Annotated in this window: 8 protein-coding genes; all 8 read right to left on the minus strand. The window is 68.7% G+C overall.

Translation table 11 applies throughout. The annotated features are described in order from the left end of the window. Positions 1-105: 105 nt before the first annotated feature. Positions 106-597, minus strand: a complete 492-nt coding sequence (locus tag DB354_RS15420; RefSeq protein WP_107836520.1) for a response regulator — start codon at positions 595-597, stop codon at positions 106-108. Further along, a complete protein-coding gene (locus DB354_RS15425; RefSeq protein ID WP_158277558.1) occupies positions 594-2,495 on the minus strand; it encodes a PAS domain-containing sensor histidine kinase in 1,902 nt (633 codons plus the stop codon). The genes DB354_RS15420 and DB354_RS15425 overlap by 4 nt, the downstream gene beginning before the upstream one ends. A gap of 166 nt (positions 2,496-2,661) precedes the next feature. Next, the gene (locus tag DB354_RS15430) at positions 2,662-3,789 is read right to left on the minus strand and encodes a polysaccharide biosynthesis/export family protein (RefSeq protein ID WP_107836522.1); all 1,128 of its coding nucleotides are present in this window, start codon (positions 3,787-3,789) and stop codon (positions 2,662-2,664) included. A 34-nt stretch (positions 3,790-3,823) separates the two neighbouring features. Continuing rightward, the gene (locus tag DB354_RS15435) at positions 3,824-6,952 is read right to left on the minus strand and encodes a polysaccharide biosynthesis/export family protein (RefSeq protein WP_107836523.1); all 3,129 of its coding nucleotides are present in this window, start codon (positions 6,950-6,952) and stop codon (positions 3,824-3,826) included. Between the two features lie 413 nt (positions 6,953-7,365). Continuing rightward, positions 7,366-7,992, minus strand: a complete 627-nt coding sequence (locus tag DB354_RS15440) for a response regulator transcription factor (protein ID WP_107836524.1) — start codon at positions 7,990-7,992, stop codon at positions 7,366-7,368. A 22-nt stretch (positions 7,993-8,014) separates the two neighbouring features. Beyond that, the gene (locus tag DB354_RS15445) at positions 8,015-9,190 is read right to left on the minus strand and encodes an ATP-binding protein (RefSeq protein WP_107836525.1); all 1,176 of its coding nucleotides are present in this window, start codon (positions 9,188-9,190) and stop codon (positions 8,015-8,017) included. Between the two features lie 84 nt (positions 9,191-9,274). After that, positions 9,275-9,748 carry a response regulator gene (locus DB354_RS15450; protein ID WP_107836526.1) on the minus strand — a complete coding sequence of 158 codons (474 nt, stop codon included), beginning with the start codon at positions 9,746-9,748 and terminating at the stop codon, positions 9,275-9,277. A 3-nt stretch (positions 9,749-9,751) separates the two neighbouring features. Beyond that, positions 9,752-12,922 carry a PAS domain S-box protein gene (locus DB354_RS15455; protein ID WP_107836527.1) on the minus strand — a complete coding sequence of 1,057 codons (3,171 nt, stop codon included), beginning with the start codon at positions 12,920-12,922 and terminating at the stop codon, positions 9,752-9,754. Between the last annotated feature and the right edge of the window lie 266 nt (positions 12,923-13,188).

The raw sequence follows: 13,188 nt of genomic DNA on the forward strand, positions 1-13,188 counted from the left end.
CTCTTTCTCTTTCTCTTTCTCTCGATCCGACTGCTTCCCTCAATCCCTCAATCCCTCGAGAGAAAGAGGAAGAGTAAGAGAAAGAGGAAGACTGCCCCAGGGCCCTTACCGGGGGAGGAGGGGGGCGGAGTGGAGGGAGTGGGCGGCGCGATAGCCTTCGGTGCACGCCATGGGGAGCAAGTTGAAGTGGAGCCAGCTGCGGATGAAGCGGGCGAACTCGATGCGTTCGCTGGTGGCGGGGGCTTTCACAATGAAGCCGTTCGCGCCGGCGGCGTACGCGCGCTCGATGTCGAGCGGGTGTGACGACGAGGAAAAGATGATCGCGGGGACGCACCGCGTGCCGGGATCGCTGCGCGCCCACTGCAGGACGTCCAGGCCAGTCATGCGCGGCATCTTGAGGTCGAGAATCATCAGGGCGGGCAGGCGGTCGCGGGGACCGGGCGCCTGCTGCAGCTCGGTCAGGTAGTCGACGGCCTCCTGGCCGTCGGAAACGACCTGGAGCGGGTTGGCGATGCCGACCTCGGCGAACGCGCGCTTGAGCAGCAGGACGTCGGTGTCGTCGTCCTCGGCGAGGAGGATCGTGGCTTGTTCGGTCATGCGTCGGCCCGGGGCAGTTCGACCCAGAAGGTGCTGCCGGCGCCCGGGCTGGAGGTCACGCCGACAGTTCCGCCCATGCGCTCAGCGGCCTTGCGTACGATGGCGAGCCCGAGGCCGGTGCCCTCGTAACCCTGGGCGCCCGAGAGGCGGGTAAACACGCTGAAGAGCCGGGACTGGTTCTCGGGCGGGATGCCGATGCCATTGTCCTGGACGGACACGCGCACCCGCCCGTCCTCGGCGGTCGTAAAGACCCTCACGTGCGGCACGGTTCCCGGCTGCACGAACTTCACGGCGTTCTCCAGCAGGTTGGCCATGCACTGCACCAACGACGCGTCGTCGCCCTTGACCGGGGCCATCGGCGTGACGACGGCAACCTCGGCGTTGGGCGGCTGCAGGCCCGGGCGTTCCTCGATGATCTCGCGCACGAGGCGCTCGATTTCGACGCGCTCGAGCCGGATCTCCTGCCGCGAGACGCGGGCGAAAGCAAGGACGTCCTGGATCAGTCGGTCCATTCGGCTCGCGGCGTTGACGACGCGGCGCAGGTAGTCGACGCCCTCGGGGATCTGGTCGCCGTACTCGGTGAGTACGATCTCGCTGAAACCCTGGATGGCGCGAAGGGGCGCGCGCATGTCGTGGGAAAGGCTGTAGGAGAACGACTCGAGTTCGCCCACCATCTCGCGCAGCCGGGCCGTGCGCTCGGCGACGATGCGCTCCAGTTCCTGGGCGTGGGATTGCAGCTTCGCCTGCGCGGCGCGCAGCGCGAATTCGGCCTCCTTTTGCGCGGTGATGTCGCGGGCGATCTGCGAGGCGCCGACGATCGTGCCTTCGCGGTCGCGAATCGGTGAGATGGTGAGCGAAGCGTGGAAGGTGCGGCCATCCTTGCGGAGCCGGATCGTCTCGAAGTGTTCGACCCGCTCGCCGGCCCGGATGCGCGTGAGAATGAGCCGTTCCTCGTCGAGCCGCTCCGGCGGGATGATCCGGGTGATCGACTGGCCCTCCATCTCCGCCGCGGTGTACCCGAAGATCCGCTCGGCGGCCGGGTTCCAGAAGGTGACGACGCTGTTGAGGTCCTTGCCAATGATGGCGTCGTCGGAACCCTCGACGATGGCGGCGAGGCGCTGGGATTGGATCTCCGCCTCATGGCGGGCGGTGACGTCGCGGAAGATCAGGACCACGCCGTGCAGCTCACCATCGGTCGAGCGGATCGGGGCCGCGCTGTCGTCGATGGGCCATTCGCGGCCATTTCGCGCGACGAGGACGGTGTGGTTGGCGAGCCCGACGATGTTGCCCTCGCGAAGCACCCGGCGGACGGGCGAGTCCACGGTGACGCGCGTAAACTCGTTCACGATGCGAAAGACGTTCTCAAGCGGCTGGCCGATTGCTTCTCCCTGCGGCCAGCCCGTGAGCTGCTCGGCGACGGCGTTCATGAACACAACGCGTCCCTCGAGGTCGGTCGAGATCACCGCATCGCCGATACTGGCAAGCGTGACGAGGAACCGTTCCTCGGCGCGTTTTTGCTGTCGCAGGTCCCGCGCCATCTTGGAGACGCCGATGATGGTGCCCTCGGCGTCGCGGATGGGTGAGATGGTGAGCGCCACCGGCACGAGGGCGCCGGATTGCTGGCGTCGGAGGGTTTCCTGTTCCTGGAACGAACCACCCGCTAGCGCGCGGCGCAGCGACTCGGCGGCATCCGCCTCCCGCCCGGGGGGATAGAGAATCGAGATGGGGCGGCCGATCACTTCCGATGCCGGGTAGCCGTAGAGCCGTTCAGCGCTCGGGTTCCAGGAGGTGATGAGCCCGCGGGTGTCCGTGCTGATGATCGCGTCGTGCGAAGACGTGATGATCGCAGCGAGAAAGGCGTCGGATTCGTGGGAGGAACTCGGTGAGTGGTTACGCATCGGCTGCGCGTGCCGCCGCGGACGCACAACTGATTGGCGTCCGGTGCGGGACCGGTGGGAGCGGGCGTTCGGCGGAGGCGCCAAATCTTCGGGCGGAGGCGGCATCGTGCCAGTCCGATCTCGGCGGGAAACTCCCGCTTACGGGGTCGGAAAATACCCGAGGCGGTTACAGTCCGCCCACGGGGACGTTGACGCCGACCGGCACGGCCTGACTGGTGATCGCGCGGGCGCCTTCGTTCACGCCGACGGTGCGGGCGAACGTGGTGAGAATCATATCCACGTATCGGGTGAGCACGCGGTAGGGCGTGTAGGGCACGTACACGATGTCATCGGCGGCGAGCTCGATGTCGGGTGCCTGGCCCAGCATGACGGCCCTGAGGTCGACGATCGCGACCTTGGGTTCGCTCAGGGAGCCGCGCAGGATCGCCACGTGGGTGAGATGGGCGTCCTTGATCGTGCCGCCGGCCTCGGCGACCGCGCGGACGAGGGACAATGGGGAGTCGCTCTCAATGGCGCGCGGCTGGAGGACGGCGCCGAGGACGTGGACGGTCGAGGACGCGCCGGTGGGCAGGTACACGAAATCGTCGGGCTGGAGGTAGATGTTCTGCGAAAGGTCACCCTCACGCAGCAGCCGCGAGAAGTTCACGCGCAGGAGCTGACCCTGGCGAATGACGAAGGCGCGGGAAAGATCGGCGGCCTCGTCGGTGCCCTGGGTGCCGCGGCTGGCGGCGAGGGGCATCGGACCGGCGAGGGAACTCGCGGCGGAGCGCGGGGAGAGGCCGCCGGCCTCGGCGATGGCTTCGAGCAACGTGGTGGGGCCGGCGATCGGGTACACGCCGGGCTTGTTGAGCCGGCCCAGGACCCACACGCGCTGGCTGTTGGCGACGCGGAGCGTGACGGAGACGGGCTGGCGGTCGCGGACGAAACGTTGGAATTCGGATACGATGCGCTCGCGGGCCTCGGGGACGGTGAGGCCCCACACGTCGATTCCGGGCAGCATGTAGAAGTAAATCTTCCCGTCGGGGCCGACCGTCGTGAGGCTGCGGGTGTCGACGTCGCCGAGGACCTGGATTTCCAGCTGATCGCCGGGTCCGAGCCGGTAGGGCGTCGTGGGCTTCTGCAGCAGCGTCGGATCGAGCGGCGGCAGCTCCGAGACGGCGGTGGGGGTGAAGGTGGCGAAGTTCGCCGGCGCCGGGGCCTTGGCTCGACGGGAGAACGTCGAGCAGCCGGACAGAAGCACGGCGATGGCGAGAGCGGCGAAGCCGGCGAGGCGCGGGGCGGGGGCGAGTTTCATGGGCGACAAGAGGAGCGGGGGCGGGCGGGTGGCGTCAGTCGTGCAACTCGGCGGAGACGTGGATGCCGGTCCAGGTGACGACAGCGGAGGTCACGAATGCGGTGGCGGCCTCGTCGAGGAGCTCCTCGGCGCGGGACCAAGGGCGCTTGCTGACGTACACGATGTCGTGCGGCTGCAGGCGGACGTCGGCGGCGCCGCCGGTCAGGACGGTGTTGGCGTTGACGACGAAGGTCTCGGGCCGCTGGAGCGAGCCGCGGATGACGAGGACGCGGGTGCGCCAGGCCTTGTCGGCGAAGCCGCCGCGGGCGGCGATGGCGCCGAGCGTGCCGGGCGCGGCAGTGAAGGCGTAGGCACCGGGCCGTTCGACGGCGCCGAGCACATAGACTTCTTTCACCTGGGCGGCCGGGAAGTAGATGTAGTCGTCGGGCTCAAGGGCGATGTTCTGGGAAAGGTCGCCTTGGCCGAAGAGCCGCTCGAAGTCGACGGGCAGCTTGCGGCCGCCGCGGGCGACGAAGCTGCGGGTGAGATCGGCAAGTTCGACGAGCGTGCGCTCGCTGGACATCCCGGTCTCCATCCCCTGGGCGCGGGCGACCGCCTCGAGGAGCGTGGTGGGACGGTCGAGGGTGAACACGCCGCGCTCGGTCACCTTGCCCAGCACGTAGTATTTTTTGCTCTTATACGCCACGGGGACGACGATCACCTGCGGCTCGCGGCGGAACTCGCCGAGCGCCTTGGAAAGGCGGTCGCGCAACTCGTCGACCGTGAGCGCGGCGGCGACGATGTCGGTTGCCTCCAGATAGCTGATACGGCCGTCGGGCCCGATGGGCACCTCCTCGAGCGTAAGCTCCGGGTCGCCAAAGAGGCTGAGGGTGAGGACATCGCCGGGCCCGAGGGTGAGCCGGCGCTGCCATTCGGCCCGCTGGGCGGGGCTGACGACGGAGAAGGAGCCGGCGGCGGCGGGGTCGACAGCAGCCGCCGGGGCGGGGGTGGCGGCGGCGTTGGTGGTCTGCGCGACGAGCTGGGGCGTGCTGAGGCCGACGGCGGCCAGGACGGCGAAGCCGGCCATCCAGCGGGCGAGCCGGCCCTGCGTGAAGGTGGACATCGCGCGGTTGATGACGGCGCCGACGATGTTGCAGCGCGCGTGGCGGAGCGTTTCGAGCTGGCCGCGCGTCTCGGCGGCCTCGGACTTCCCGCTCTCCACGAGCCAGAGAATGTTGGGCAGGTTGGAGGCGAGGAGGACGGACTCCGGGACGGAGGACGGCGGGAGTTCGACGAGGATGACGACGTTCTCGATCTTGCGCCAGACGTTGAGCGCTCCCTGCCACTGCTTGCGGCGCTCGAGATTCCACGTCCAGCCGGGGAGCGGGATGTGGACGAGGGGGTCGGATTCGGGGCCCATAAGCTTTTCGGTGACCTGCGCCGGCGTGAACAACGCGCTGGCGGTCATGGCGGTGAACTCGGAATCAGCCGACACGCCGCGCAGGGTGTCCATTTCGCCGCCGCGGGGCAGGATGGCGCCGAGGTTGCGCCCGGTGTTTTCCATGCGGGGGGCGGTCGCGGCCGTGGCGGTTGCCGTGGCAGTGGCCGTGGCCGTCGCGGCGGCGGCGCCGTTGACGGCGTGGCCGTTGATCTCGGCGCTGTGGGTGGCGGCGGCGTGGGCTTCGGCTTCCGCGGAGGCGGCTTCGGCGCGTTCCTGGGCGCTGACGGTGGCGTCGGCGGTGGGCTTGGTCGCGATGGTGAGGACGCGGAACCCGCATTTGCGGGCGGCGCCGGCGAGGAGCCCAACCCAGGTGGAGCGGCCGTCGCCGGGGCGGGAGGAGGTGATGCCGCAGATGAGGCCGTGGTTGGGGGAGAAGGCGAGGCGGTCCTGGAGGGCTATCCAGGTGCGGAACGCCCAGTCCTCGCGGGCGGCGAGGGACATCTTGCGAAGGTCGCCGAGGGCGGCGAGGACCGGCAGGCCGGTGACGCGGGTGACGTCCTCGCGGGTCTTGAGGCGGCCGTCCACGAACTCGCGGACGAGGACCTCGGCGGCGGCGAGGGCGAGGCCGAGCATGCCGCAGAAGGCGGCCAGCGCGGCGATCTTCAGCCACGGGCGCTGGACGCTGAGCGTGTCGCCGGAGGCGGGTACGGTGATGCGAAAGGCCCCGGGGGGATTGGCCTTGAAGAGGTCGATCTGCTGGTGGCGGTACATCAGCTGCATGCGCATGCTCTCGACCTGGCGGACGCGGAAGAGGGCGATCTCGAACTCATCGCGCGAGACGACGCGGCCGGGCGCGGCGGCGCTGGGCAGCCGGTTGGCGGTGGCGGCGCTGACGCCGGTGGCGGACTCGGCTTCGAGGGCGGCGATGGTGGCGCGCTGCTGTTTCACGAGCGGGTGCGCGTCGGTGTAGCGGGTGAGGAGCTTGGCGAGTTCGTCGCGGGCCGCCTGGACCTTCTCCGAGCCGCGCTCGGCGGCGGTGAGGCCGCCCGGGCTGAGGCGTTCGGCGCCATCGGCGAGGCGCGGCATGTTCTTCTGCGCGGCGGCGAGCTGCGCCTCGGCCTCGGCGAGGTCCTTGCTGACGTAGCCAGCGGCCTCGGCCGCCTCCTGCGCCTGCAGTTCCTGGGTGAACCTCACAACCTCGCGGGCGAAGGCGTTGGCGAGGTTGGTGGTGGCGCCGGCGTCGGTGCCGGTGGCGGTCACGTTCATGACGCCGGTGTTGCGTTCGGGGACGACGCGCATGTGCGCGAGCACCTCGGCGCTGGTGAGCTTGGGGTTGAGTTGCTGGCCGACGCGGCGCAGGAACGCGGGATCCTCGAGCCGGCTGATGAGCGTGGGCACGTCGACCGGGCGCGGACGGAACGCGTCGTTGGCGACCGGCGGGTCGTACTTCACCATCTGGACAGAGGACGAGAACGTCATCTGCCAGAGCCAGGAACCGATGCCGAAGCCGACGCCGCAGCCGAGGATGGTGGCGAAGAACAGGGTCGGCCAGCGCTTCAGAGCCGGGCGGAGCAACGACGGCGCGTCGACCTTGAGGCCGCGACCTCGGGCCTCCTCGGCGAAAAGGCCGGGCTCTTCGGGCTCGAGGGAAGGACGGCCGGCAGGGCCGGAGCGGTGAAAGCCGGACGAGCGGGCGCCGGGCTGGTCATGTTGGGGGGAGTTTTCGTCGTGGCCTAAATTCATGTCGCGTGGGTTCCGGACCGTTGGTGCGAGCGATAGCTCGGGCAGATGATAACGGCGGGGATGGCCCTCCCCAGTGGGTGGGGACCTACATCCAAATGGGGCCGAACCCACCGGCGGGCGTCGCCCGCCGGAGAGAAAGTGGCCGTCGGAGTGAAAGTGGCCTTCGGAGGGAAAGTGAGAGTGAGTGTGAAAGTGGGGCGGCTGTGGAGTGACTGGGCCGATCTTTCTCTTACTCTTCCTCTTCCTCTTTCTCTCGATCTGCGTGCGCGCGGGGACGTGATCTCAACCTCTCAAGCCCTCAATCCCTTGAGAGGAAGAGAAAGAGGAAGAGTAAGAGAAAGATTCGTGAGGAAACCCTGGCGCGGGCGGCAGTGCCTCCCCCCCCACTTCAGTTTTCGCGGAGCGAAAACTGGCTACACCAGGCCGGTTTGGACGGCGTAGTGGGTCAGCTCGGCGTTGTTCGCCATGTGCATCTTTTCGAGGATGCGCATGCGGTAGGTGCTGATCGTTTTCACGCTCAGCCCAAGCTCCTTCGCAATTTGCGTGGGGGTCTTGCCCGAGGCGATGAGCCGCAGGACGAGGAACTCGCGGTCGGAGAGCCGCTCGTGCGGCGGGGTCTGCACGTCCACGGCAAGGTACGAAGCCATCTTCTCCGCGAGCGGCCCGCTGATGTAGCGGCCGCCGGTCATGACCTTCTTCACCGCGCCGACCAGCTGATCGGGCGCGCTTTCCTTGGTCATATACCCGGAGGCACCAATCTTCAGGAGGCGGACGGCGAACTGGTCCTCGGGGTGCATGCTCAGGACGAGGACGGGCAGCTTGGGCTTCGACTTCCGGATCTCCTTGAGCACCTCGAGGCCGCTGCGGCCGGGCATGGTGATGTCGAGGACGACGACGTCCCAATTCTCCTTCCACACGCGCTCGAGCGCCTCGTTGGCGCTGGCGGCCTCGCCGAATTCCGCGCGCGTGAATTCCTCGGCCAGGATCTGTTTCAGACCCTGGCGAACGACGGCGTGGTCATCGGTGATCAGGATGCGCATGGCGGGACCGGCGGCCGGGGAATCAAAGCCGGCCGTTGCGGGCGGGGCGGGGGCCGTTGAGCGGCACGCGCAGGCGCACGATGGTGCCCTTGCCGGGGGTGCCGTGCAGGGTGAGTTCGCCGCCGACGAGCATGGCGCGCTCGCGCATGCCCACGAGGCCGAGCGAACGGGAGCTGGCGATCTCGTCCTCGGAAATGCCGCGGCCGTTGTCGGTGACGGTCATGACCAGGTCGCCATCTTCCTGGTCGAGCCGGACGGTCACGCGGGTGGCCTTGGCGTGGCGGATGATGTTGGTGAGTGTCTCCTGGTAGATGCGAAAGAAGACGGTGGTGAGGTCCTGGTCCCACGTCGTGGTCTCGGCGACGGTCGTGGTGACGAGGCAGGGGATCCCGGTGCGCGACTGGAAATCGTTGGCCTGCCACTCCATCGCGGCGACGAGTCCGAGGCTGTCGAGGATGCCGGGCCGGAGCTCGGTCGCGATGCGGCGGACGGTCTGGATGGTGGAGTCGATGTGGTCGACCATCGTGCGGACCTTCTGCTGCATCGGCTTGCCGTTGGGCCCGAGCTTCGAGGCGAGCCAAGACATGTCGAGTTTGAGGCCGGTGAGGGCCTGGCCGAGCTCGTCGTGGACCTCGCGGGCGATGCGGGTGCGCTCCTCCTCGCGGACGTATTGCAGGTAGGTGGTGAGCGCACGGAGCTGTTCGAGCGAGCGCCGGAGCTTGTCCTCGGCACGCTGGCGTTCGCGGCGCTCGGCGGATTCGCGCAGGGCCCGCTGCACGGCGGGGCCGAGCCGGCCGAGGCGGGTCTTGAGGACGTAGTCGGTCGCGCCGTTCTTGAGCGTCTCGATCGCGACCTCCTCGCCCATGGTGCCGGTCACAAAGATGAACGGCGTGTGGGGCGCGCGCTGCTTGGCGATCTCAAGCGCGGCATAGCCGTCGAAGGCCGGCAGTGCGTAATCGGAGAGGATCATGTCCGGCGCCTGCTGCTCGAGCTGGGCCTCGAAATCCTCGCGGGTCTCCACGCGCACGAGGCTGAACGCGAGGCCGCTCTCGCGGAGAAAATGCTCCACGAGTTCCGCGTGCGGGGCGTTGTCCTCGAGCAGCAGGATACGCAGCTCGCGCGCGGGGGCGGACGGCGCGCTGCGGCCCGGCGCGGGGATGGCGGACTGGAGGAACGGGTGCGGGAGCGGCGGCAGCATGCAGAAAGGCCGGAGAGTGAAAGTGAATCGAACTGCGGAGGACGGAGGGTGGGTGGTAACCAGGAATAAAGGCGGATGGCCAAATTAGCGGGGGGCGGCGACGGCCACGCGGCCGGAGTCGTCGGGCGGCACGTGGTTGATCTCCATCCAGAAACTCTCGAGGTGCCCGAGCACCTCGACGAGGCGGCGAAACTCCACCGGCTTTACCACGTAGGCGTTGGCTCCGAGCTCGTAGCTGGCGCGGATGTCGCGTTCGTCCTGGGAGGACGTGAGCATGACGACGGGGGTGGCGCGGAGCGCGCCATCGTTCTTGACGTGGCGGAGGACCTCGAGGCCGTCGATGCGCGGCATCTTGAGGTCGAGCAGGACGACGGTGGGATTGCCGGGCTCGCGACCCTGGAAGGTCTCGCGTTGGTAGAGAAAGTCGAGGGCTTCGACGCCGTCCCGCACGTGGACGATGCGGGGCGGCTCGGGCTGCTGCCGGAGAACGTGGAGCACGAGCTCGGCGACGCAGGGGTCGTCTTCCGCCAGCAGGATGAATTTTCCCGGGAGGTGCATGGGCTATGCCCCGGGCGCGCGGGGCAGGGCGAAGAAGACGGTGGTGCCGACGGTCGGGGCGCTCTCGGCCCAGATGCGGCCGCCGTGGCGCTGGATGATGCGGCGCGTCTTCGCGAGCCCCATGCCGGCGCCCTCGAACTCGGCCTGCGGGTGGAGTCGCTGGAACACGCCGAAGAGCTTGGCCGCGTACTTCAGGTCGAAGCCGACGCCGTTGTCGCGGACGAAGATGATGTCCTCGACCTCGCCGGGGCGGGAACCGATCTCGATGCGGGCCTCGGCCCGCGGGCGCGTGAACTTGAGGGCGTTCGACATCAGGTGGTGGATGGCCTGGCGGAGGAGGATCGGGTCGCCGAGCACCTCCGGCAGGCTGCCCACGGTCCACACGACCGTTCGATTCTGCAACTGGGCGGCGAGCTCACGCTGCACATCGCTCACCAGCTCACTGATCTGCAGCCGAACCTTGTGCATCTCGGCGCGGCCGATGCGCGACAGGGCGATGAGCTCGGCGATCATGTGTCCCATGTGCTCGGTGGAGCTGCAGATTGTCTCGAGGTGGCGGCGGCTGCGGGCGTCGAGCTGCGGGCCGAGGTCGGACTTCAGCATTTCCACGAAGCCGGCGATGTGGATGAGCGGCGCGCGCAAGTCGTGGGAAATTGAATACGAGAAGGCCTCCATCTCGCCGTAGGCCGCCTGGAGCTCGGCGGTGCGCTCCTGCACCTGATGCTGGAGCGCGGCGTTGAGGCGGCGGATCTCGTCTTCCGCCTCCTTCCGGCGGGTGACGTCGCGCGCGATGCTGGAGTAGCCGGTGAGCCGGCCCTGCTCGTCGCGCAGCGCGGTGATGACGAGGCTGGCCCAGAACGGCGCGCCGGTCTGGCGCAGCAGCGCGTGCTCGTCCTGGTAGCGCCCTTCGGACGTGGCCACGGCGAGCGCCTGGTCGGGTTTTTTGCGGTCGACGTCTTCCTCGGCGTAGAACCGATGGAAGCGTCGGCCGATGATCTCCTGGGCCCGGTAGCCGTGGATGCGCTCGGCGCCGGCGTTCCACGTGGTGACGCGGCCGTGGGTGTCGAGCATGTAGATGGCGTAGTCCTCGACGCCCTCGACGAGCAGGCGGAAGCGCTCCTCGCTCTTGCGCAGGGCCTCCTCGGTGCGGCGGCGCTCGGTGATGTCGCGGATGAAGCTGGTGAACACCCGCTGTTCGCCGGTCACGATGTGGGTGAGGGTGAGCTCGACGGGAAACTCGGCCCCATTGGCGCGGAGGGCCATGAGCTCCATGCGCTGGCCGAGCAGGCGCCCGCGGCCGGTCTGCAGGTAGCGGGCGAGACCCTTGCGGGCGAGTTCGTCGTTCGCCGACGGCGCCATCAGGTCGGAGAACGACCGCCCGAGGGCGAGTTCGCGGCTGTAGCCGAAGGTCTCCCCGGCGGCGGGGTTCCATTCGATGATCTTCGCCTGCGCATCGATCGTCACGATCGCGTCGAGGGCGGATTCCAGGATGGCGGACTTCCGGGCCTCGCTCCGGCGGAGGGCCTCTTCGGCCTGTTTCCGGTCGGTGATGTCGCGCATGAAGGCGGTGTAGAACGGCGGGTCGGTCACCGTGATCTGGGTGAGCGCGAGCTCGATGGGGAACTCCTCCCCACTGGCCCGCCGGGCGAGCGCCTCGAGCGGCCGGCCGAGGACGTTCGCGGCGGCGCCGGAGAGGAGGTCGGCCAGCCCGGGCAGGGGGCGCTGGCGGGCGGGAACGGGGACGATCAGCGTTTCCAGCCGGGTGCCGAGCGCCTGCTCGCGGCGGTAGCCAAAGATCCGTTCCGCGGCGGCGTTCCATTCGCGGACCACGCCGCGGTGGTCGAGGCCGACGATCGCCTCGAGCGAAGTCTCGAGGATGGCGGCCTTGCGCGCCTCGCTCTCGCGGAGGGCGGCGGCGGCGTGACGCTGCAGGGTGAGATCGTGGACGATAAGCTGCAGGGCGGGCTCGTCCTGAAATGTCATGCGGGAGACGCCGAGCTCGACGGTGATCTCGGTGCCGTCGAGCCGGACGAGTGTGTGCTCGTCAAAAGTCGGGGGCTGGGTGGGCTCGGACCACGGCGCGCGGGATTCGCGGGCACCGAGCTCCTGCAGCCGGCTGGCCAGCGGCGGTCGGGACTCCCTGGGCAGGAAGGCCAGCAGATCGCGACCGAGGAGCTGCTCGGGCTCCTGGGCGCCGAGCAGCCGGCGGGCGGCGGGATTGGCGAACGCGATCTGGCCCTCGCGCAGGACCATGATCGCGTCGGGGCTGAGCTCGACGAGCCGGCGGTAGCGCTCCTCGCTCCGGCGCAGCGCCTCGTCGGCGCGGCGACGCTCGGTGACATCGCGGATCACCTGGGTGAAACCGCGCAGCCGCCCGGATTCATCGCGCAGCGCGCGCAGGTCGACGTGGGCCCAGAAGGCGGCGTCACCCTTGCGCAACCGCCAGTTTTCCTCCCGGAAGGCGCCCTCCGCGGCGGCGGTCTTCAGATCGGCGGCGGGTTTGCCGGCCTCGCGTTCGGCCGGGCGGTAGAAACGGTCGAGCGGCTGGCCCAGCACCTCGCCGGCATGGTAGCCGAGGACCTGTTCGGCGCCGGCGTTCCAGCTCGAGACGCGCCCTTCCGGATCGAGCATGCAAATGGCGTAGTCCTTCACCCCGCTGACGAGCAGGCGGAAACGTTCCTCGCTCGCGCGCAGGTCCTTTTCGGCGGCGCGGCGCCGGCCCCGCTCGTCGGCGAGGCGCAGGGCGCGTTCGACGGCGGGCACGAGGTTGGTGAGATGGCTTTTGAGGACGTAGTCGGTGGCGCCGCCACGCAGGGACTCGATCGCGAGCTCCTCGCCCATGGAGCCGGTGACAAAAATGAAGGGGACGTCGGGACAGCGATGACGGGCCAGGGAGAGGGCGGCGAAGCCGTCGAATGTCGGCAGGCCGTGATCGGAGAGAATGATGTCGGGCGGGGCGGTTTCGAGTTCCCGGGTGAACTCCTCCCGGGTTTCGACGCGTTTCACCTGAAACGGAATGCCGGCCTGACGCAGCTCATGGTCAATGAGGGTTACGTCGGCGGGAACATCTTCGAGCACGAGGATGCGCAGTTCCTTCTTCACGTAGGTAAGGGGGGCGGCTTTCGCGGTGGAATTGACGCGACGGGGCCCAGTGTAGGGGGGAATCAGCGACACCGATGGTGGGTTTACACCTGAATCGGAGGCGGCTCTGCACCCAACTGCCGCACGGTGGGGAGTATCGGAAATCGGGGGCCGGACATCCTACTCTTCTCTTCCTCTCGTTCTCTGTCTCCCCAGCTTTCGCTCGCGAAAACTGAAGTGGGGAGGGACGGCACCGATGGTGCCGCTAACGCTAGAGGCGGAACCGCATCTGGTTGGGTCCTCGCGTCGGGGAGGCGATAACACGCCAAATCTGGCGCGTTACGTGAGATAACACGCCA

Source organism: Opitutus sp. ER46 (assembly GCF_003054705.1).
In the GTDB taxonomy this organism is placed as follows: Bacteria; Verrucomicrobiota; Verrucomicrobiia; order Opitutales; family Opitutaceae; genus ER46.

Coding starts and splice junctions, on each gene's coding strand:
- DB354_RS15435 (WP_107836523.1), bottom strand. CDS start 6,952: ATGAATTTAGGCCACGACGAAAACTCCCCCCAACATGACCAGCCCGGC.
- DB354_RS15430 (WP_107836522.1), bottom strand. CDS start 3,789: ATGAAACTCGCCCCCGCCCCGCGCCTCGCCGGCTTCGCCGCTCTCGCC.
- DB354_RS15440 (WP_107836524.1), bottom strand. CDS start 7,992: ATGCGCATCCTGATCACCGATGACCACGCCGTCGTTCGCCAGGGTCTG.
- DB354_RS15420 (WP_107836520.1), bottom strand. CDS start 597: ATGACCGAACAAGCCACGATCCTCCTCGCCGAGGACGACGACACCGAC.
- DB354_RS15450 (WP_107836526.1), bottom strand. CDS start 9,748: ATGCACCTCCCGGGAAAATTCATCCTGCTGGCGGAAGACGACCCCTGC.
- DB354_RS15445 (WP_107836525.1), bottom strand. CDS start 9,190: ATGCTGCCGCCGCTCCCGCACCCGTTCCTCCAGTCCGCCATCCCCGCG.
- DB354_RS15425 (WP_158277558.1), bottom strand. CDS start 2,495: ATGCGTAACCACTCACCGAGTTCCTCCCACGAATCCGACGCCTTTCTC.